This window comes from Pseudomonas sp. S2_F07 (assembly GCF_054668325.1).
Map to the genome: position 1 here is coordinate 5,337,348 of NZ_CP162758.1, position 13,847 is coordinate 5,351,194.

The following is a 13,847-nucleotide window of genomic DNA, read 5'->3' on the forward strand; positions in this document are numbered from 1 at the left end:
TCTCTTAACTGACCGCGTTTGGCCGATGTGACGTCAGGACGGTTCTGCGTCCATTCGGCGAGCGATCACATCCAGTACATCGCAACCGTCACGCAAGGGCACACAGCACAGCAACGCAAAGTCACTGAGTACAACCGAGTCAGAGGTCAGGTCGCCGCGCATCGCGAGGTTTTCAAGAAGCTGCGTCACGGCGCGAATTCTGTAGCTGGCGGTGCTGAGCAGGGAGTGCAGGGGTTGGGTGGTATTGACATACAGGGAGGGAAGGTCGTCGGCATTGCTGGTTAAAGCCATGAACTCTTTCATGAGTGATTCCTTGAATTGAGGTGAACTACCACTCAGTGTCGCCAAACAATGGGTGGCAGCTGTACGCAGGTTGGCGAACCGGGACAAGGCAAACCGGCAGACCCATAGGTCTCCCACGCACAGCCACCATAAACAGGTAGCCAAGTGCGTTCAGAAACGCTCCGAGATAGCTCGGAGGTTTCTATGCTTTGCCATCGAGTCGCCAAACCCGATACGCCATTTGGGCGCGATCGGACTATAGGTCTCATGGCAAAGGCACAGCAATGCGCAAGTGTACGGACAATTCCCAGTGTCGTGTAGGACGTTGCTTTTTCTGGCGTTGATCTCCGTTGGGCCTTTAAAAGTGGGCGCTTAACACTAGCGTTGACAGGCGCATCACCAAATCTCGCGCACAAAAAAAACCGGTCACCCGGACCGGCTTTCTCCTGAGTTGCAGATGTAAGCTATCCAGTTCTACCGGAGATCACTCTTCACCGGCCCCCATCAATTGATCCTCAAACGCCGAACGCACTGCATCCACAACACGTTGCGCCATGCGCTCATCTTCAAGTATTGGGTACCCTTTTTTCAGCTTGCCGGAGACCTTCCAACCGTTTTCCTTGATCGAGCGGATGATGCGATTGGCATCCTGATCCGGCATCTCGAGCACTTCTTTGAGTTGTTCCTGCGCTCGCTGAAAGATCACCAGTACTCTGGCCTCATCTGCCATCTCCGTACGAATCGTATGTTCGACAACGCGTGCGGTGTAGAGAACGTGCTCGGTCAGGTCTGGGTACCGCCAGGCAAAGCTTGCGTCTACGTATTCATCGAAGTTGAAATTGCTAAGCGTTCCGTCCTCGTAGGTCTCCAGTTCGCCAAACCGATAGGCTGCCGCGTAACGGCGCATGAACGGTCGTGAGAATACTTCAAGCGTACGATCGTAGCCGGCCCTGAAGTCGATCGAGCTGGTGATCGTGGCTGACACGGGCAGGATCACTCCATCGGGCACTGCCTCGTCTCGTATCAAGGTGTCGTTGATCAGGAAGCGATGAATCCGGCCGTTACCGTCACGCATGGGATGGATGTACACGAAGCCGAATGCAAGCACTGCGGCACGTGCTACTGACTCCGCTCCACGTGTAGCTATCTCGAACTCGTTGAGGCCGTCCAATAACTGGGCAAGATCTTCAAAGTGCGGGGCAATGTAATGCACGATGTCCTCGCGCATTGTGGCCTGACCTACAAATACCGGGGAGCGCCGCAAGCCGAGCCCAATGGCATCTCGACCCAGAATGCCGGCTTGCAGGGAACGTAGGCTGTCATTGCTTAATGGGGCTTCGATATGGCCGCAGTGCTGGGCAATGACATGCGCAAAACGCTGGATACGATCAGCCTGGTCGGCCTCTTTTTCGATGAGAAAGCTGGCTCGCGACTCCTTGAACGTCAACCAACTGGCCGTACGCATCAAGATATCGGCACCAAAGGTTCGATCCAACTCCTTCAACGCCGCGCCGAGATCGAATTGCAGAGCCTCTTTGACTGCCGCCGTACGACGAACCAAAGGGCAAAAACCGGGCGTACCGGGCAGGTTGTTTTTGACTCGCCAACGTCGAACTCGTGGTGGTTCGCTACGGGTGAGGTAGTCCTGCGCAGAAAGTGCATCGACATAGCCACCGTTGGTTACATCCGGCACATCCAGGCTTAGCCCTGTCAGCCATTCGTAGAGAAACCCCGTGCGGCGAGCGTATTGGCCGAAAGGCTCCCGTTGGCACCAGGCTACGATAGGGGCGGGACCGGTCTTCGCAAACAGGCGGGCAAAGAATTCGAGATGAATCTCTTCGTACTTGAGGCCGAATTCGAAATGCCCTGAAAAATCGTCGGCAGGCCGGTAGCTTGGGGGATACTGATTCTGCGTATGCCCGCTACTTTCGCGACTGACACGTGTCGTGCCAATCGTCGATTCGACGCGCAGTGGCTGTGCCAGAGCGATGTCGTACTGGTTTGCGAGTGCCTTCAAACCGACCTGCATTGATGAAATCCTTTACTGGGGCGATAAAAACGCTAACAAATGCCTGATCCTACGCGAAAACGTTAATTTTGCGGAGGTGAAAAGGCTAACGGTCACCGAAATTCGCTAACAAATCCCCATCTTGCGAAAAAAACGCTAACGGGACTTTTATAGTAGTCGCTTCTGCGCAGGAGCACTTTGCGTATGGATGGGCACCAGGTAAGCCTTCTAAACGGAAAAGTTGCGGAAGGTTCGGATGAAGGGAACCCCCTATACCTGCGAGTCCCTCAAATTGCGGACATAAAAAAACCGGCCATCAAGGCCGGTTTTTTCTGTCTCTGCATCCCCGTCAAAACCACCCTGACGTGAGATCAAAATTCGATTGGAGCGGGTGAAGGGAATCGAAGCGTCTAGTAAATACTGGGTCTTTGTGGTGATTAATGGGTAAGGCATACATGTAGGCATACAAAGTGCTGCCTGCTGTGTACTGGTTTCGAGTAGCAGACCCCGCAATTCAATAGGTCCTAAGCGTGGTAAAGACCCGACCAAAGACAAGTAACGATGACAGATAACTGCCCTCTCCTAAGGGGAAGGTTGGCAGTTCGAACCTGCCCTGGGACACCATATAATTCGGGCATCTCAAGACTTTTCCCTGACAGATCGGTTTAGCTGTGACAGCAGGGTGGCAGCAGGAGGCAAAAGAAAGCCCCGCCGGGCCATGCTCGGGCGGGGCTTTTTTTCCAAACACTTTCGCGGCGAAGATTACCCATCAACCAGTATGATGGGTGTGAGCCTGCAACGAACCCAGGTCCCCGGTGTGGATCAAGACGGCTCCTTCAATCACGTTTGGGTCGATTGATAGGCGCGTTGCAGCAGCTGATCGGTCTGGCTGAAGTCGAACACTGAAGCGTCCAGCGGACACAGCGGAGCGACTTCTAGGCAATTGCACAAACTTGCCCATCCATCGGCATTCATTCTGGCCAGCACGCTTTGTGGTCATGACCGGCAGAGATCGACCCATTGCGGTCGGTCAACATTGGGTGAAATTGGCCGATTGTTGCCTGTCGCGATGGGCCGAAATCGACTGTGGATTCAACCGCGTCATGCAGCCATCTAGTTAACAGGTGCGAACGCTTTAGGCGTTTTTTCAGGAAAATTCAATTTCAGATGAGGTCAGTCGCGCAAATGGATCTCCAGATCCAAACACCCAACCTTCAGGCATTGTCGTTTTCCAGCCACGCTGTTTTTCCAGCCGATCTTTTTCTTCTTCTGAAATAAGAACAATCGCAAGATGCCTGTCGATCATTTTTGCCACATCTTCGATCATCTTGCCTTCTTCATACATTTTTATGCTTTGGTCACGGATGAGGACACATGGCACAACGTGCTCTCTATAACTCCCACCGCTCGATGACTTCCCGCATATTAGCCACTCATCAGGAATTACGTGCTCAAAAATCCGGGTGCTGCCAACCCTGCCTTCCTCCCAATGATCACGAAAAATTTCCGCAAGTCTTTTTATGGCTCTCTGCTTCTTTTCCAGTAGCGTATGTTTAGTCATGTTGGTTGCCATTTTTGCTCCTGGCTTATTTGTTTTATTTATGCCTACAAATTCTGGGGCGGTTCAGAATGCGTAAACCGCAAAGTCCTCTCTCATAGTGGATGCCGACCTAAGGTACAAATCGGATCGTACTTTTGTTAATTGTCTTCATTAATCGTGGCTTACTCAAACCAGCCCCGATGGTATCGAAGATACTCGAGCGATATATTCTCTTTGAGCTGGTGTCATGTTGGGTGTGATCACGCCTGATTCTACTCGGTCTGACTGACAGCGGCCGACTGCGTTCCGTCATAGTGTCTACAAAGTCATGAGGGCAACTTACATTGACATAAGTTGCCGAAACGCAGTAATCGATCAACGAGGCAGGGCGCGATATTGCCCGGCTTTTTCTTCCACTCGGGCGTACCTCACTGCAGCGGTGCCGGAGAGCGCCCGAGACGCATTGTTTTCTAACAGCAAAGATTTTATGGGACTGATGATGTGATTTTGAACATCGTTCGGGCTGTTGATATCCGTTAGGCGTAGGCTATAGCACCACTCGCTGTCGTATTGCGTGTGTACCCAGCGAAATAGGCGTTCATCCTCAAGAACCAAGTCGTACCCAGTGTCCAGATCGATGGGAAAGCCCATCTGTATGTCTTCGAAGTCAATTGGGTTACCCCACTGTCCTATATGCAGCAGTGGTTCGTGATTATCATTTGCATTGACTCCTTCGCCTGTAAGGCTGATCTGAACCACAAGATAACTACCCGTCGAACGTTTCGGTTTGGAAATGATCGGTAGTGAAATACCGAGCTCGGTATAAACCCATTCGTGTTCATCAGTCGTGCGGCTGTCGATCCATTTACCTCCGGCCTTATAGCGCTTGGCGACTTCCGGAGACAGCATCGCACGGCTCAGTTCTTCTCTGATCAGATTAGCCAGATGTTCACATTCGGCACCGAGTCGGGAAACAAATCGAATTGCGTCTGTGATCGATTTACCAGTGTCGGTCGGGGATGTCACTGTTCTGAACTCCAAATGAAAGAAGGCAAGTGGGTCTTTAGCGTAGGGCAGACGGGCGGCTCCAGCGTTTTGAAGCCGTTTATGGGACTCCAGAAAGATGGCGATTGTTGAAGCGAGGGAGGGGGCGATAGATCCCTGAATCCCTGGAAACGCCTAATGCCCAGGTTCCTGAGAAGGGTAGTCACTTGGAATTTCCATTTCTCCAGTCCTGCGTCTCTTGAACAATCCAACTGTTTCAATACGTCGAGAATATTGATCCAAGACCGCAGGATCAAGCGGCCTTTCCAGATATTGTCTTGACTCATGGCATTTAGGCCAGCACTGATCTCAGGCGCGATGAAAACGTGGTGCGCAACTTTACGCTCGGCGTGAGTCAGAAACTCGCTCCATTGTCGGTGCAACTGATCATTGCCGCTTAGCGGGGCGTTCCATTTGAATTCCACCAGCACGATGCGGTGTTCTCCTGTTGGCCAATGCAACTCGACAAGGAGATCTGGTTCGATAGTTCGGCGTGGCCAGAACTCCATCTGAACACGGCTGATGGGGCCTGACGGAAGTGCTAATTCTTCTCCGACGTCACGTTCAATTAGCGCTCTCCAAAATGAGCCACTGGCTTCAGAGGGGAGGTAGTCCAACGGGCCCATGATTAAAGAGGTTATCTCATCCTCTTCGCATACTCGTTTTTCACCTACATCGCGGTGTCCGAGGTAGCGTCTATATAGGTGACTTTTTCCGTGGCAGAAGGAGTGGAGCATTCCGTTGGCTTCGCTTGTTGGAGTAAACAGTGATAATCGCGTTTTGCGCTCTTCTTGGCTAGGAGCATGCGATGCGATTTCCCGGCGCGAATGCAAAGCGTAGCAGTGACGAAGGCTAGGGTTCAGGTTGCCTGAACGGAAGACCGCTTTTGGCCGGTTGCTGTCTGTCAGGAAGGTCCGATTCCGACCCATTGCATACATTCGCTAACGACAACAAATGGCTGATAGTCGTAAGCGTCTGGCGAACACACCTATGAATGTGTTGAACCGAAGATAAGGGCATCAGCATTTCAATTGTCCATAGGCTCGGGCCATGACTTCCCAGGTTCTCGCGTCGGCAGGAATCAGATGCTCAATACGCAGCGACTCCATCGTAATGTCGAGAGGCATGCCAAATGTTGTAAAAGTTGACATGAATTTCAGTTCCCCGTGCCTTGAGTCGAGCCGCGTCAGTACCAACGGAGGCAGTTCGTTTGTCAACGTGGAAGCCTCTTGAGGCATGGGGAGGCTTTTCAGAAGCGTAGCGAGCCCCGGGTTGCTCAGGGCCTCTCTAGCTGCCCTTTGCCAAGCAATCAATCTGATTTCCTCGACGTTGTTCAGATGATCGCCCAACCCTCCAGGCTCCAGCAGCGTTACCAACAGATTTAGGCCTTCTGCCGCATCGGCACTCAGGCCGACCAGATCGAACAGCACTCCAGTGCTGGCGTTGGCTGCCAATATCTCCCACTGACTCCCCAAGACAATCGCTGGTGCGGGGTTGTTGGCATGAAGGAGGTGAGTTATAGCGTCACGAACAGCCTCCATGCTTGGCGAGGTAAGAGGTGTTGCTTCGTAGCGCGGTGCATAACCACTGGCGAGAAAGACACTGTTGCAGTGCTCTAGAGGCGCATCGAGTGCCATGAGTAGGTTATGCAGAGTGCCTGGGCTTGGCTTGGCGCGCCCTGTCTCGATGCAGCTGAGGTGGCGCTGAGAAATACCTGACATCAAGGCGAGGTCGAGTTGGCTCAATTTTGCCTGACGTCGCAGTTGACGCAACTGCTCACTTGCAGTGATGGAGGGTGTCGTTCGAGGAAAAGGTCGGGGGCTCATTGTTCGACTCTGACGGCGCGAATTGGCTGAGTCCATGACCTGTGAGGTCATTGATCTCGTCGTGACAATATCACTACCTTGTCAGCGTTGATCATCGCTTCTTGCTCAAGGAGGACAAATGAAAAGACCCTACCTCTCACTTGCCACATTGGTGATTTTTTCCTTGTATACGGCGGGTACCATGTTCGTTGCCGATCAATCGCTCATCGACTTCGGCCTGGAGTTAATATCCAGCCCGGACACTGCCCAAGTAGTTATTGACCTTTACCTGCTCGGCGTCCTCGCTTGCATCTGGATGTATCGGGACGCTCGTTCCAAAGGCCGATCTGCGGTCTCTCTTGTGCCTTACTTTCTGATAACGGCAGTCTTCGTATCGATTGGCCCATTGCTTTACCTCGTTATCAACGGATTCGCCAAGAAGAAGCTGCCTACGGATAGCACCGGTTACAGCATCAATATTTCGCGCAATCTCGACTAAAAGGAATGAAGAGGAAGTCCGTTGGCGTTTGGCAATTCCTTTGTTTCTAGATGTCCGGCCAACACGCCTTGCGTGATTGAATGGGCGCCCATCGATGCGGCAGCAACTCCGTAATCTCACTCGCCCGCTGCGTCGGCAGGCGAGTCAGAACATCCTTCAAGTAAGCATACGGATCATGCCCGTTCATGCGCGCAGACTGGATCAAACTCATGATTGCTGCCGCCCGTTTGCCGCTGCGCAGTGACCCGGCGAACAACCAGTTGGAGCGCCCAAGTGCCCACGGTCTTATCTGATTTTCGACCGCGTTATTGTCTATGGGCACAGCACCGTCATCGAGATAGCGCGTCAGTGCCATCCAGCGCTTGAGGCTGTAATCCAGAGCTTTGGCGATAGCCGACCCTTCGGGTACAAGGTCGCGCTGGGCCATCATCCAGGTATGGAGTGCGTCGATAAGGGGCCCCGCTTTTTCCTGACGTACTCGCCAGCGTTCTTCGTCGGTCATCTCCCGCGCCAGCCGTTCAATTTCGTACAACCCACCAATTGAGTGCAGCGCCTGCTCGGCCAGTTGGCTTTTGTTCGTCGCGTGCAGATCAAAAAACTTGCGGCGGGCGTGGGCCATGCAGCCGATTTCAGTGATGCCTTGCTGGAAGCTTGCTTTGTAACCACCAAAATCATCGCAAACCAGCTTGCCATTCCACGCGCCAAGGAAGTTGCGTGCATGCTCTCCCGCACGGCTTGGACTGAAGTCATAAACGACCGCCTTGAGCGCCGAATATGGCGTAGTGCAGTAGGCCCAGACATAAGCACGATGCGTTTTCCTCTCACCCGGGGCGAGCATCTGCACCGGCGTTTCGTCAGCGTGGATCACGCCTTGAGCAAGCACTGTTTCGCGTAGCGCATCGACCAAGGGCTGGAGCTGCACACCGGTTTGACCGACCCATTGCGCCAGTGTCGATCGGGCGATGGCGAAGCCGGCGCGGCCAAAGATTTTCTCTTGCCGATACAGCGGTAAATGGTCGGCAAATTTGGCCACCATCACGTGAGCCAGCAGCCCTGCCGTCGGGATGCCCTTATCGATGACCTGGGCGGGAACCGGTGCCTGAGTCAGTGTTTCACACTCGCGGCAGACCCATTTCCCGCGCACATGCTGCTCCACCGTAAACACGCCCGGCGTGTAATCCAGCTTCTCGCTGACGTCCTCGCCAACCCGCTGGAGCTGGCAGCCGCAGGCGCATTGGATGTTGTCGGGTTCGTGATAAATCACGGTACGCGGAAACTGCGCAGGCAAGGAAACACGCTTGGGCTGCTTGCGTGGTTCAGCTTGCGCAGCCGGCGGATTCAACGCCTTCAGCTCGGCTTCAATGGCCGCGATGTCGGTGTCGAGCAAGTCGTCGAGCAAGCTGCCTTGGTCGGGACTCAATTGCTCACTGCGCTTGGCAAACTTGTTACGTTTGAACCAGGCGATTTCGTGGGTGAGTTGCTCGATGATGGTTTGGTCGCGGTCGTTCTTCTTGCCCATCCTGTCGACTTGCTGTCCGAGCGAATCAACCTGGGACAGCAACTGCGCAGCGAAAGCGCGCAGTTGGTCGGGGGTCATCTGATCGAGATTGGGCGAGGAAGTCATGCCCTGGATTTTACCAAAGCGGATCGCCTGCGGCAGCAGGCCGAGGCGCTAATTACAGCTTCTAGAGCAATGTGATTGCACCGCCAGCCCCAACGCGTTGCCAAGGCAGACCGAGCACCAAAGCCTGAAGTTGCTCGGCATCCAGCTCCATCTCGCAGCCTAGTCGAATGCCTGGCCAGTGAAACTTTCCTTGGTTCAATCGACGAGCAGCCAGCCAGACGCCAATCCCGTCATGCACCAGCACTTTCATACGAGTGGCGCGGCGGTTGGCAAACAGATAAGCACAGTGCGGCTTCGCCGCACCGAACACCGCGATCACTCTGGCTAACGCGGTCTCGGTGCCGGCACGCATGTCCATGGGCTCGGTGGCAAGCCAGATGGCGTCGATGCGAATCATTGCGTGAGTCCACGGACAAAGCGAGCGCAGCCTTCAGGATCAGACATCGGCCATTTCACCGTGATCGATTGCTCGCCAAGCGGCAGCTCAATAATCGCCAAAGCTTCCGTCTGCCGCTTGGGTGCAGCTCTCAACGGAACGAAAGCCGGCAACGCTGCTGGCGGCTGGTCTCGGTAAAGCGGCAGCCACTTGCGGATCATGTTGGCGTTGATGCCGTGGCTGATGGCGACGCTGGATAGGGTTGCGCCCGGTTGCAGGCATTCCTGAACAACCTGGGCCTTGAAGGGTTTCGGATAAGAGCTTCGATGGCGCATGGAACTCCTGACGTTAAGGCCGATAGCGTCCGCTTAAAAATACGCGGACACCATCGCCCTTAATGCTGGAGTTCGGAAGGTGACTTCCCCAGACGCTTACTGATAGTCGTCATTCAGGCGCCATCATGACCGAGAGTGTCATCTTGATGAACTCTTCGTTTTTGTCGATGGCTTCCAGGGCTCCGCGCACGTTGTCAGCGACATCGGCTGACCCGCGTTGCTCGACCCAGTTTGAAAGCTCCAAGATGGCAGCTTCCAAAGCGAGCTGATTTTCATTGAGTTTGAACAGCAGGGAAGGGAGCAGGTCTGCGTTGGACATCTCGATTCCTCCGTGGAAAAGATCAGCGTAGTCCTTTAATGCCGTATTGTTATTCCCGCTCTAGCTGACGGGCATCTGATGTCACCGCCTCCATTATTGAGACCAGTTCCTCAAGCAGTACTGCGTAGTGGTGTGTCAGGTAGAGAGCAATGGCTTGATTTCGAAGAAGACGCATGAGGTACCCTTTGGCCACTACCAAGACCAGCATCGTTTCACCCAAGGTATCTTCGACTTGTTTGTAGTCGTGTTGCAGGTTTTCCATTTCCCGCTCCATGCGTGCAACATCCACTGCACTGACTTCATTGGCTGGCTTTTTCTTGTGTTCAATCAGCATCTCAGGACGAGACGCCGCCAACACCATTTGAGCGTAATTCCTGGTGAAGCAATTGGCCGAGATCATCATTTCAACCGTTTCGATCTGCCGAATTGGTTTCATCTGGCGAAGGCAGCGAAATACATCCTGCGACACCATTCGAACCTTAAGCATCTCCGCTGCCTCTGGTGCGATGCCCCGCAGTAGATTTTCTCGTGCGTGGACTCGATCCACATTGATACCTAGCACTGTTGCAATACGAGAGGCTTCGATACCCTTTTTCAACGCAGAGACGATCATTTTATGTTCTTGTATTGGCGTTAGTCGGTTGATTTGCCGGTTGTAAGTAAAGCCCTCGTCATCCGTAGAAATCAGGCAAAGGGCCTCAGTCGCACCGAGTGACTTGAGTGCTTCTAACCGAAGGTGTCCATCTAACAACATGAACGAAGATATCCCACCAGCGATGACCTGCTTGGGATGAACCACCAATGGTTCAATCACGCCGAGCTCTTTTATCGAGCTCAAAATACAGGCGTATTTTTTACTACCTAGCATCAGGTGATCGACCTTCCGTGATGGAAGAATCTGTTCCACCGGAATCGCAATGACACGTTGCTCGAAAGCCTGCTTGATCTCTGCCATCACTGCTTCTCCCCAAATATTCGGTCTGCGAGAGGCTTGGGTAAATCGGGGATTTCTTCGTTGCGAAGCAGGGTGCTAAAGTACTCATCGGCCATTAATTTGCGCATGGCCGTAACGATGATCAGCAGCCGTTGCTCGTTGATGTCCGACTTTTTGATCATGATTTTCTGGCGCCGCACTTCCTTTTGATAGGTGTTAAGGAGCTTCTGAGGTGTTGTCTTCTCCGTGTTCGCCGGTATTTGTCCATACTGCTTGCCGAAGATTCTCCGTCTATCAATCAAACGGCGTACTTTCATCAGTTGCTCGCCTTTCAGTAGACCGCTTTCGTAGGCGTCAATCATGGCTTGTTGGACTTCACTGTCCTTAGAGCGCGCGATGCCTATGGCCAGTTTTATGGACAGCCATCCTTTCTCGACTGCCGCAATAAGTCGCTCCTCTCCTTGGCGTAACAACACTAGAATTCCTTGGATGTAGCCACTATCGAGGCAGGTTTTTCCGGCTATTTGCTGACAGGTGTAGCCACGTTCCGAAAGAATTTGGATCGCAGTCAAAAGCTCGCGATTGGAATGCTTCCTGCGCGCCAGGTTCTCCACCAGACCGATCAGGTATCGATCCGCCTCGCTAGCACTCACAACGATGCAGGGTATTTTTTGCTCACCTAATGCTTGAAATGCCTCAAATCGACCCTGACCACAAACTATCTCAAACGCTTCACTGCCATCGGTTGTGGGCGCGACTGTTATCGGACGCTTAAGGCCTAAGGCTGAGATGTTTTCGACCAATTTGGCGAAGACTTGTTTGTTGCGTGCCCGGGGATTGAGTACACGGATGTCTTCCAGTGGAATGAGACGAATCGCCGACTCCTCTGCGACATGCATCCGGGCTCTGCGAGGGGTTTGAATTACTGTCATGCCACTCTCCTGTAATCAGCTCGACGCGTCAGTTCCGAGAGGATGTCCAATGTATCGAACCGGTAAATCTCGAGGCACGCCTGATTGTTTTCCGTCAGACGTAAGTGAGGGGATGCCATGTCGATGGTAGGTAGGATGTAGTAGTCCTGAGCTGCTGCTTCGAGCTCTTTCATTCGTACGGCGACGGTCAGGTCAGGATTCAGGCCTAAGTCGAAACGAATGTTCCAGCGCTTATAGCCAGCGATTGAAACCTGGCAGCGACATAGCACGAGAGAAATGGACAACTCCTGATTAACCAGCATGAGGTCGGTGTTCGGATCAACCGTAACATGGCCACCCACCTCTGCTACTTTCAAAATCGTTTGCTGAAGTAGCAGAGGGTGCATCTCGCGAAGTCTTTTGTTAGCTTCGATGTATTGGTAGTCGCGCGCAGGTGTGTAACCGATTAGGGAATAACAGCGAAGCAAGCTTCCAAATCGATGCTGGTAGGCACTGCTTGAAGGGCACCCCTCTGCCTCATCAATGACAAGACCCGACAAAAAACCGCGACGTTCATAGATGGCCTTCAATACGTGCAGCATTTCCTCATCGGGCATTCGATACGAGCGCGTTTGAATGATCGACTGGGCGGCTTGAAAGAGGATCGAGTTGACGATAGGGCTGAAGGCACCATTCGCCCGAACCCACTCATCGGGCGGGTTTTGGGTTCGCGTCTGTTTAAGTTTGAACGAGCTATGGTTCCACACGTTATTGCCGACGTACTTCTCGTTTATCAGTACTTGGTGCACGGTGCCCCGAGACCACTTTCTAGAACGATCATTGAGCACGCCTTGAGCATTTAACCAATCGGCGATCTCACGCTCACTTCTGCCTTCCTCCACGAACAGTCGGTAGATGTGCAACACCATTTCGACTTCGCCCGGTGGGCCAGGTACTAAAATTACGCGGTCTGTTTGAATGCTTTTATGTTCACCTACGCTCAGTTCGTTTTTTGGTGAACCGGTGCTGTCGATTAGTTGCCGCCTGAGTCCAAATCCCGCTGGCCCACCCTGACGATAACCAAGTTCGATGAGCCGAGACTGTCCTGCGAAAACCTTCACCGAGAGCTCCCGGCTGTATTCACCCGCCATCATCCGCTTCACGCTTTTGACGATGTTGGATACCGGCGAACCATCGTTGGTGAACTGCTCTGCACAGTATTGAACCGAGACACCTGCTTGTCTGCACCGCACTTCATAGCTGGCGCTGACGTCTGGATCTTGGAAACGGCCCCAGCGGCTGACGTCGTAGACCAGAACTGTCGAATAGTCGGCGCGACCACTCTCTACGTCGAAGAATAGTTGCTTCAGCGCATCTCGACCCTCCAGGCGAAGGCCACTTTTACCCATATCCGTGTAAACCTTAACGATCTCAAGAGCGTGGGTAGCCGCATAAATGCGAATGACGTCGAGCTGATTTTCGGTCGAGTACTGCTGGTGCTCGGTGGACATGCGGACATACGCGGCTGCCAAGGTCGTGCTTGATCCATTGTGAGCATCACCCGCGCTAATGAGCGTGTGCATCGACAACATCCTCAATCTAACCCACGGCTACTAGGGCGATATCAAAGCCGTGATTAGTCGCCACGTTTTTCGAAACAGCTCTATTGAAGGTAGAAGACCGGGGAGAGAAAAATGTTCACGAAAACGGGCAATTCTTTTCTGGCTCCAGAGCAATATGCAGCGGAGATTGCTAAAGCTCTTCATACGGAGCTTGGTGAATCGCACCAGGCGACGAAAACATTGATGCGTTGGACGTGCGCGAACGAGCGGACAGTTAAGAATTGGCTGGCCGGTAGTAATGGCCCGCGAGGCGAGCATTTGGTGGCACTGGTGAAGCACTCTGACCACGCCTTAGCTGCGTTTCTCGGAATGGCAGGAAGACCGCATGCATTGACTGCATCGGAGCTCCCATTGCTCAGGCAGAAGCTTCAAATGGCGTTAGAGGGGATTGATGCGTGCCTAACGCTTAGAGATTAATCTTTGCAACCTGACGAAAAACAAAAAAATTCACTTGTTGGAGTGACCGCTTTTGGCCGTTTTCTGTCTGTGGTCGAGGGCCGAAATCAACCGGTAAGCCGAGCCAGGGTCAGCGAATGAGACTACGAATA

At 53.1% G+C, this 13,847-nt stretch carries 15 protein-coding genes; 2 read left to right on the top strand and 13 right to left on the bottom strand.

Going from position 1 to position 13,847, the window contains the following annotated elements:
- Positions 1 to 33: 33 nt before the first annotated feature.
- The 6 genes from AB4O40_RS24175 to AB4O40_RS24200 all read right to left on the bottom strand — a co-directional run bounded on the left by AB4O40_RS24175 (position 34) and on the right by AB4O40_RS24200 (position 6,700).
- Entirely contained in the window at positions 34 to 303 is a 270-nt protein-coding gene (locus tag AB4O40_RS24175; protein ID WP_007997797.1) for a hypothetical protein, read from the bottom strand.
- Positions 304 to 766: 463 nt separating this feature from the next.
- Complete coding sequence (locus AB4O40_RS24180) at positions 767 to 2,311, bottom strand: Fic family protein (protein WP_223541825.1); 1,545 nt, start codon at positions 2,309 to 2,311, stop codon at positions 767 to 769.
- A 1,126-nt stretch (positions 2,312 to 3,437) separates the two neighbouring features.
- Entirely contained in the window at positions 3,438 to 3,863 is a 426-nt protein-coding gene (locus AB4O40_RS24185) for a hypothetical protein (RefSeq protein WP_460057719.1), read from the bottom strand.
- 342 nt (positions 3,864 to 4,205) lie between these two features.
- Complete coding sequence (locus AB4O40_RS24190; RefSeq protein ID WP_460057716.1) at positions 4,206 to 4,856, bottom strand: hypothetical protein; 651 nt, start codon at positions 4,854 to 4,856, stop codon at positions 4,206 to 4,208.
- Positions 4,853 to 5,803, bottom strand: a complete 951-nt coding sequence (locus AB4O40_RS24195; protein ID WP_460057713.1) for a hypothetical protein — start codon at positions 5,801 to 5,803, stop codon at positions 4,853 to 4,855. The genes AB4O40_RS24190 and AB4O40_RS24195 overlap by 4 nt, the downstream gene beginning before the upstream one ends.
- Before the next feature lie 90 nt (positions 5,804 to 5,893).
- On the bottom strand, positions 5,894 to 6,700 hold the full coding sequence (locus tag AB4O40_RS24200) for an MmyB family transcriptional regulator (protein WP_414913374.1): 807 nt from the start codon (positions 6,698 to 6,700) through the stop codon (positions 5,894 to 5,896).
- Between the two features lie 118 nt (positions 6,701 to 6,818).
- On the opposite strand from AB4O40_RS24200, the gene AB4O40_RS24205 reads away from it, so the two are divergent.
- Complete coding sequence (locus AB4O40_RS24205; RefSeq protein WP_093215836.1) at positions 6,819 to 7,178, top strand: DUF2834 domain-containing protein; 360 nt, start codon at positions 6,819 to 6,821, stop codon at positions 7,176 to 7,178.
- A gap of 46 nt (positions 7,179 to 7,224) precedes the next feature.
- On the opposite strand, the gene tnpC is transcribed toward AB4O40_RS24205, so the two are convergent.
- The 7 genes from tnpC to AB4O40_RS24240 all read right to left on the bottom strand — a co-directional run bounded on the left by tnpC (position 7,225) and on the right by AB4O40_RS24240 (position 13,188).
- Positions 7,225 to 8,802, bottom strand: a complete 1,578-nt coding sequence (gene tnpC / locus AB4O40_RS24210) for an IS66 family transposase (protein ID WP_414913365.1) — start codon at positions 8,800 to 8,802, stop codon at positions 7,225 to 7,227.
- Between the two features lie 61 nt (positions 8,803 to 8,863).
- A complete protein-coding gene (tnpB, locus tag AB4O40_RS24215; RefSeq protein WP_047542313.1) occupies positions 8,864 to 9,199 on the bottom strand; it encodes an IS66 family insertion sequence element accessory protein TnpB in 336 nt (111 codons plus the stop codon).
- Positions 9,196 to 9,513, bottom strand: coding sequence for an IS66-like element accessory protein TnpA (gene tnpA, locus AB4O40_RS24220; protein ID WP_414913366.1), 318 nt, complete (start codon positions 9,511 to 9,513; stop codon positions 9,196 to 9,198). The genes tnpB and tnpA overlap by 4 nt, the downstream gene beginning before the upstream one ends.
- Positions 9,514 to 9,622: 109 nt before the next feature.
- On the bottom strand, positions 9,623 to 9,832 hold the full coding sequence (locus AB4O40_RS24225; protein WP_460057710.1) for a hypothetical protein: 210 nt from the start codon (positions 9,830 to 9,832) through the stop codon (positions 9,623 to 9,625).
- Between the two features lie 49 nt (positions 9,833 to 9,881).
- Entirely contained in the window at positions 9,882 to 10,787 is a 906-nt protein-coding gene (locus AB4O40_RS24230; protein WP_460057707.1) for a plasmid partitioning protein RepB C-terminal domain-containing protein, read from the bottom strand.
- Positions 10,787 to 11,698: a ParB/RepB/Spo0J family partition protein gene (locus tag AB4O40_RS24235; RefSeq protein ID WP_460057704.1), complete on the bottom strand. Its 912-nt coding sequence runs from the start codon at positions 11,696 to 11,698 to the stop codon at positions 10,787 to 10,789. The genes AB4O40_RS24230 and AB4O40_RS24235 overlap by 1 nt, the downstream gene beginning before the upstream one ends.
- Complete coding sequence (locus tag AB4O40_RS24240) at positions 11,695 to 13,188, bottom strand: recombinase family protein (RefSeq protein ID WP_460058055.1); 1,494 nt, start codon at positions 13,186 to 13,188, stop codon at positions 11,695 to 11,697. The genes AB4O40_RS24235 and AB4O40_RS24240 overlap by 4 nt, the downstream gene beginning before the upstream one ends.
- A gap of 183 nt (positions 13,189 to 13,371) precedes the next feature.
- On the opposite strand from AB4O40_RS24240, the gene AB4O40_RS24245 reads away from it, so the two are divergent.
- Positions 13,372 to 13,716 (top strand): hypothetical protein, encoded by a 345-nt coding sequence (locus AB4O40_RS24245; RefSeq protein WP_460057701.1) that lies wholly within the window; start codon positions 13,372 to 13,374, stop codon positions 13,714 to 13,716.
- The last annotated feature ends 131 nt before the right edge of the window (positions 13,717 to 13,847 follow it).

Excerpts from the sequence above, each read along its gene's own strand:
- AB4O40_RS24175 (WP_007997797.1), bottom strand. The coding sequence starts at position 303 with ATGAAAGAGTTCATGGCTTTAACCAGCAATGCCGACGACCTTCCCTCC.
- AB4O40_RS24180 (WP_223541825.1), bottom strand. The coding sequence starts at position 2,311 with ATGCAGGTCGGTTTGAAGGCACTCGCAAACCAGTACGACATCGCTCTG.
- AB4O40_RS24185 (WP_460057719.1), bottom strand. The coding sequence starts at position 3,863 with ATGGCAACCAACATGACTAAACATACGCTACTGGAAAAGAAGCAGAGA.
- AB4O40_RS24195 (WP_460057713.1), bottom strand. The coding sequence starts at position 5,803 with ATGGGTCGGAATCGGACCTTCCTGACAGACAGCAACCGGCCAAAAGCG.
- AB4O40_RS24200 (WP_414913374.1), bottom strand. The coding sequence starts at position 6,700 with ATGAGCCCCCGACCTTTTCCTCGAACGACACCCTCCATCACTGCAAGT.
- AB4O40_RS24205 (WP_093215836.1), top strand. The coding sequence starts at position 6,819 with ATGAAAAGACCCTACCTCTCACTTGCCACATTGGTGATTTTTTCCTTG.
- tnpC (WP_414913365.1), bottom strand. The coding sequence starts at position 8,802 with ATGACTTCCTCGCCCAATCTCGATCAGATGACCCCCGACCAACTGCGC.
- tnpB (WP_047542313.1), bottom strand. The coding sequence starts at position 9,199 with ATGATTCGCATCGACGCCATCTGGCTTGCCACCGAGCCCATGGACATG.
- tnpA (WP_414913366.1), bottom strand. The coding sequence starts at position 9,513 with ATGCGCCATCGAAGCTCTTATCCGAAACCCTTCAAGGCCCAGGTTGTT.
- AB4O40_RS24225 (WP_460057710.1), bottom strand. The coding sequence starts at position 9,832 with ATGTCCAACGCAGACCTGCTCCCTTCCCTGCTGTTCAAACTCAATGAA.
- AB4O40_RS24230 (WP_460057707.1), bottom strand. The coding sequence starts at position 10,787 with ATGGCAGAGATCAAGCAGGCTTTCGAGCAACGTGTCATTGCGATTCCG.
- AB4O40_RS24235 (WP_460057704.1), bottom strand. The coding sequence starts at position 11,698 with ATGACAGTAATTCAAACCCCTCGCAGAGCCCGGATGCATGTCGCAGAG.
- AB4O40_RS24240 (WP_460058055.1), bottom strand. The coding sequence starts at position 13,188 with ATGTCCACCGAGCACCAGCAGTACTCGACCGAAAATCAGCTCGACGTC.
- AB4O40_RS24245 (WP_460057701.1), top strand. The coding sequence starts at position 13,372 with ATGTTCACGAAAACGGGCAATTCTTTTCTGGCTCCAGAGCAATATGCA.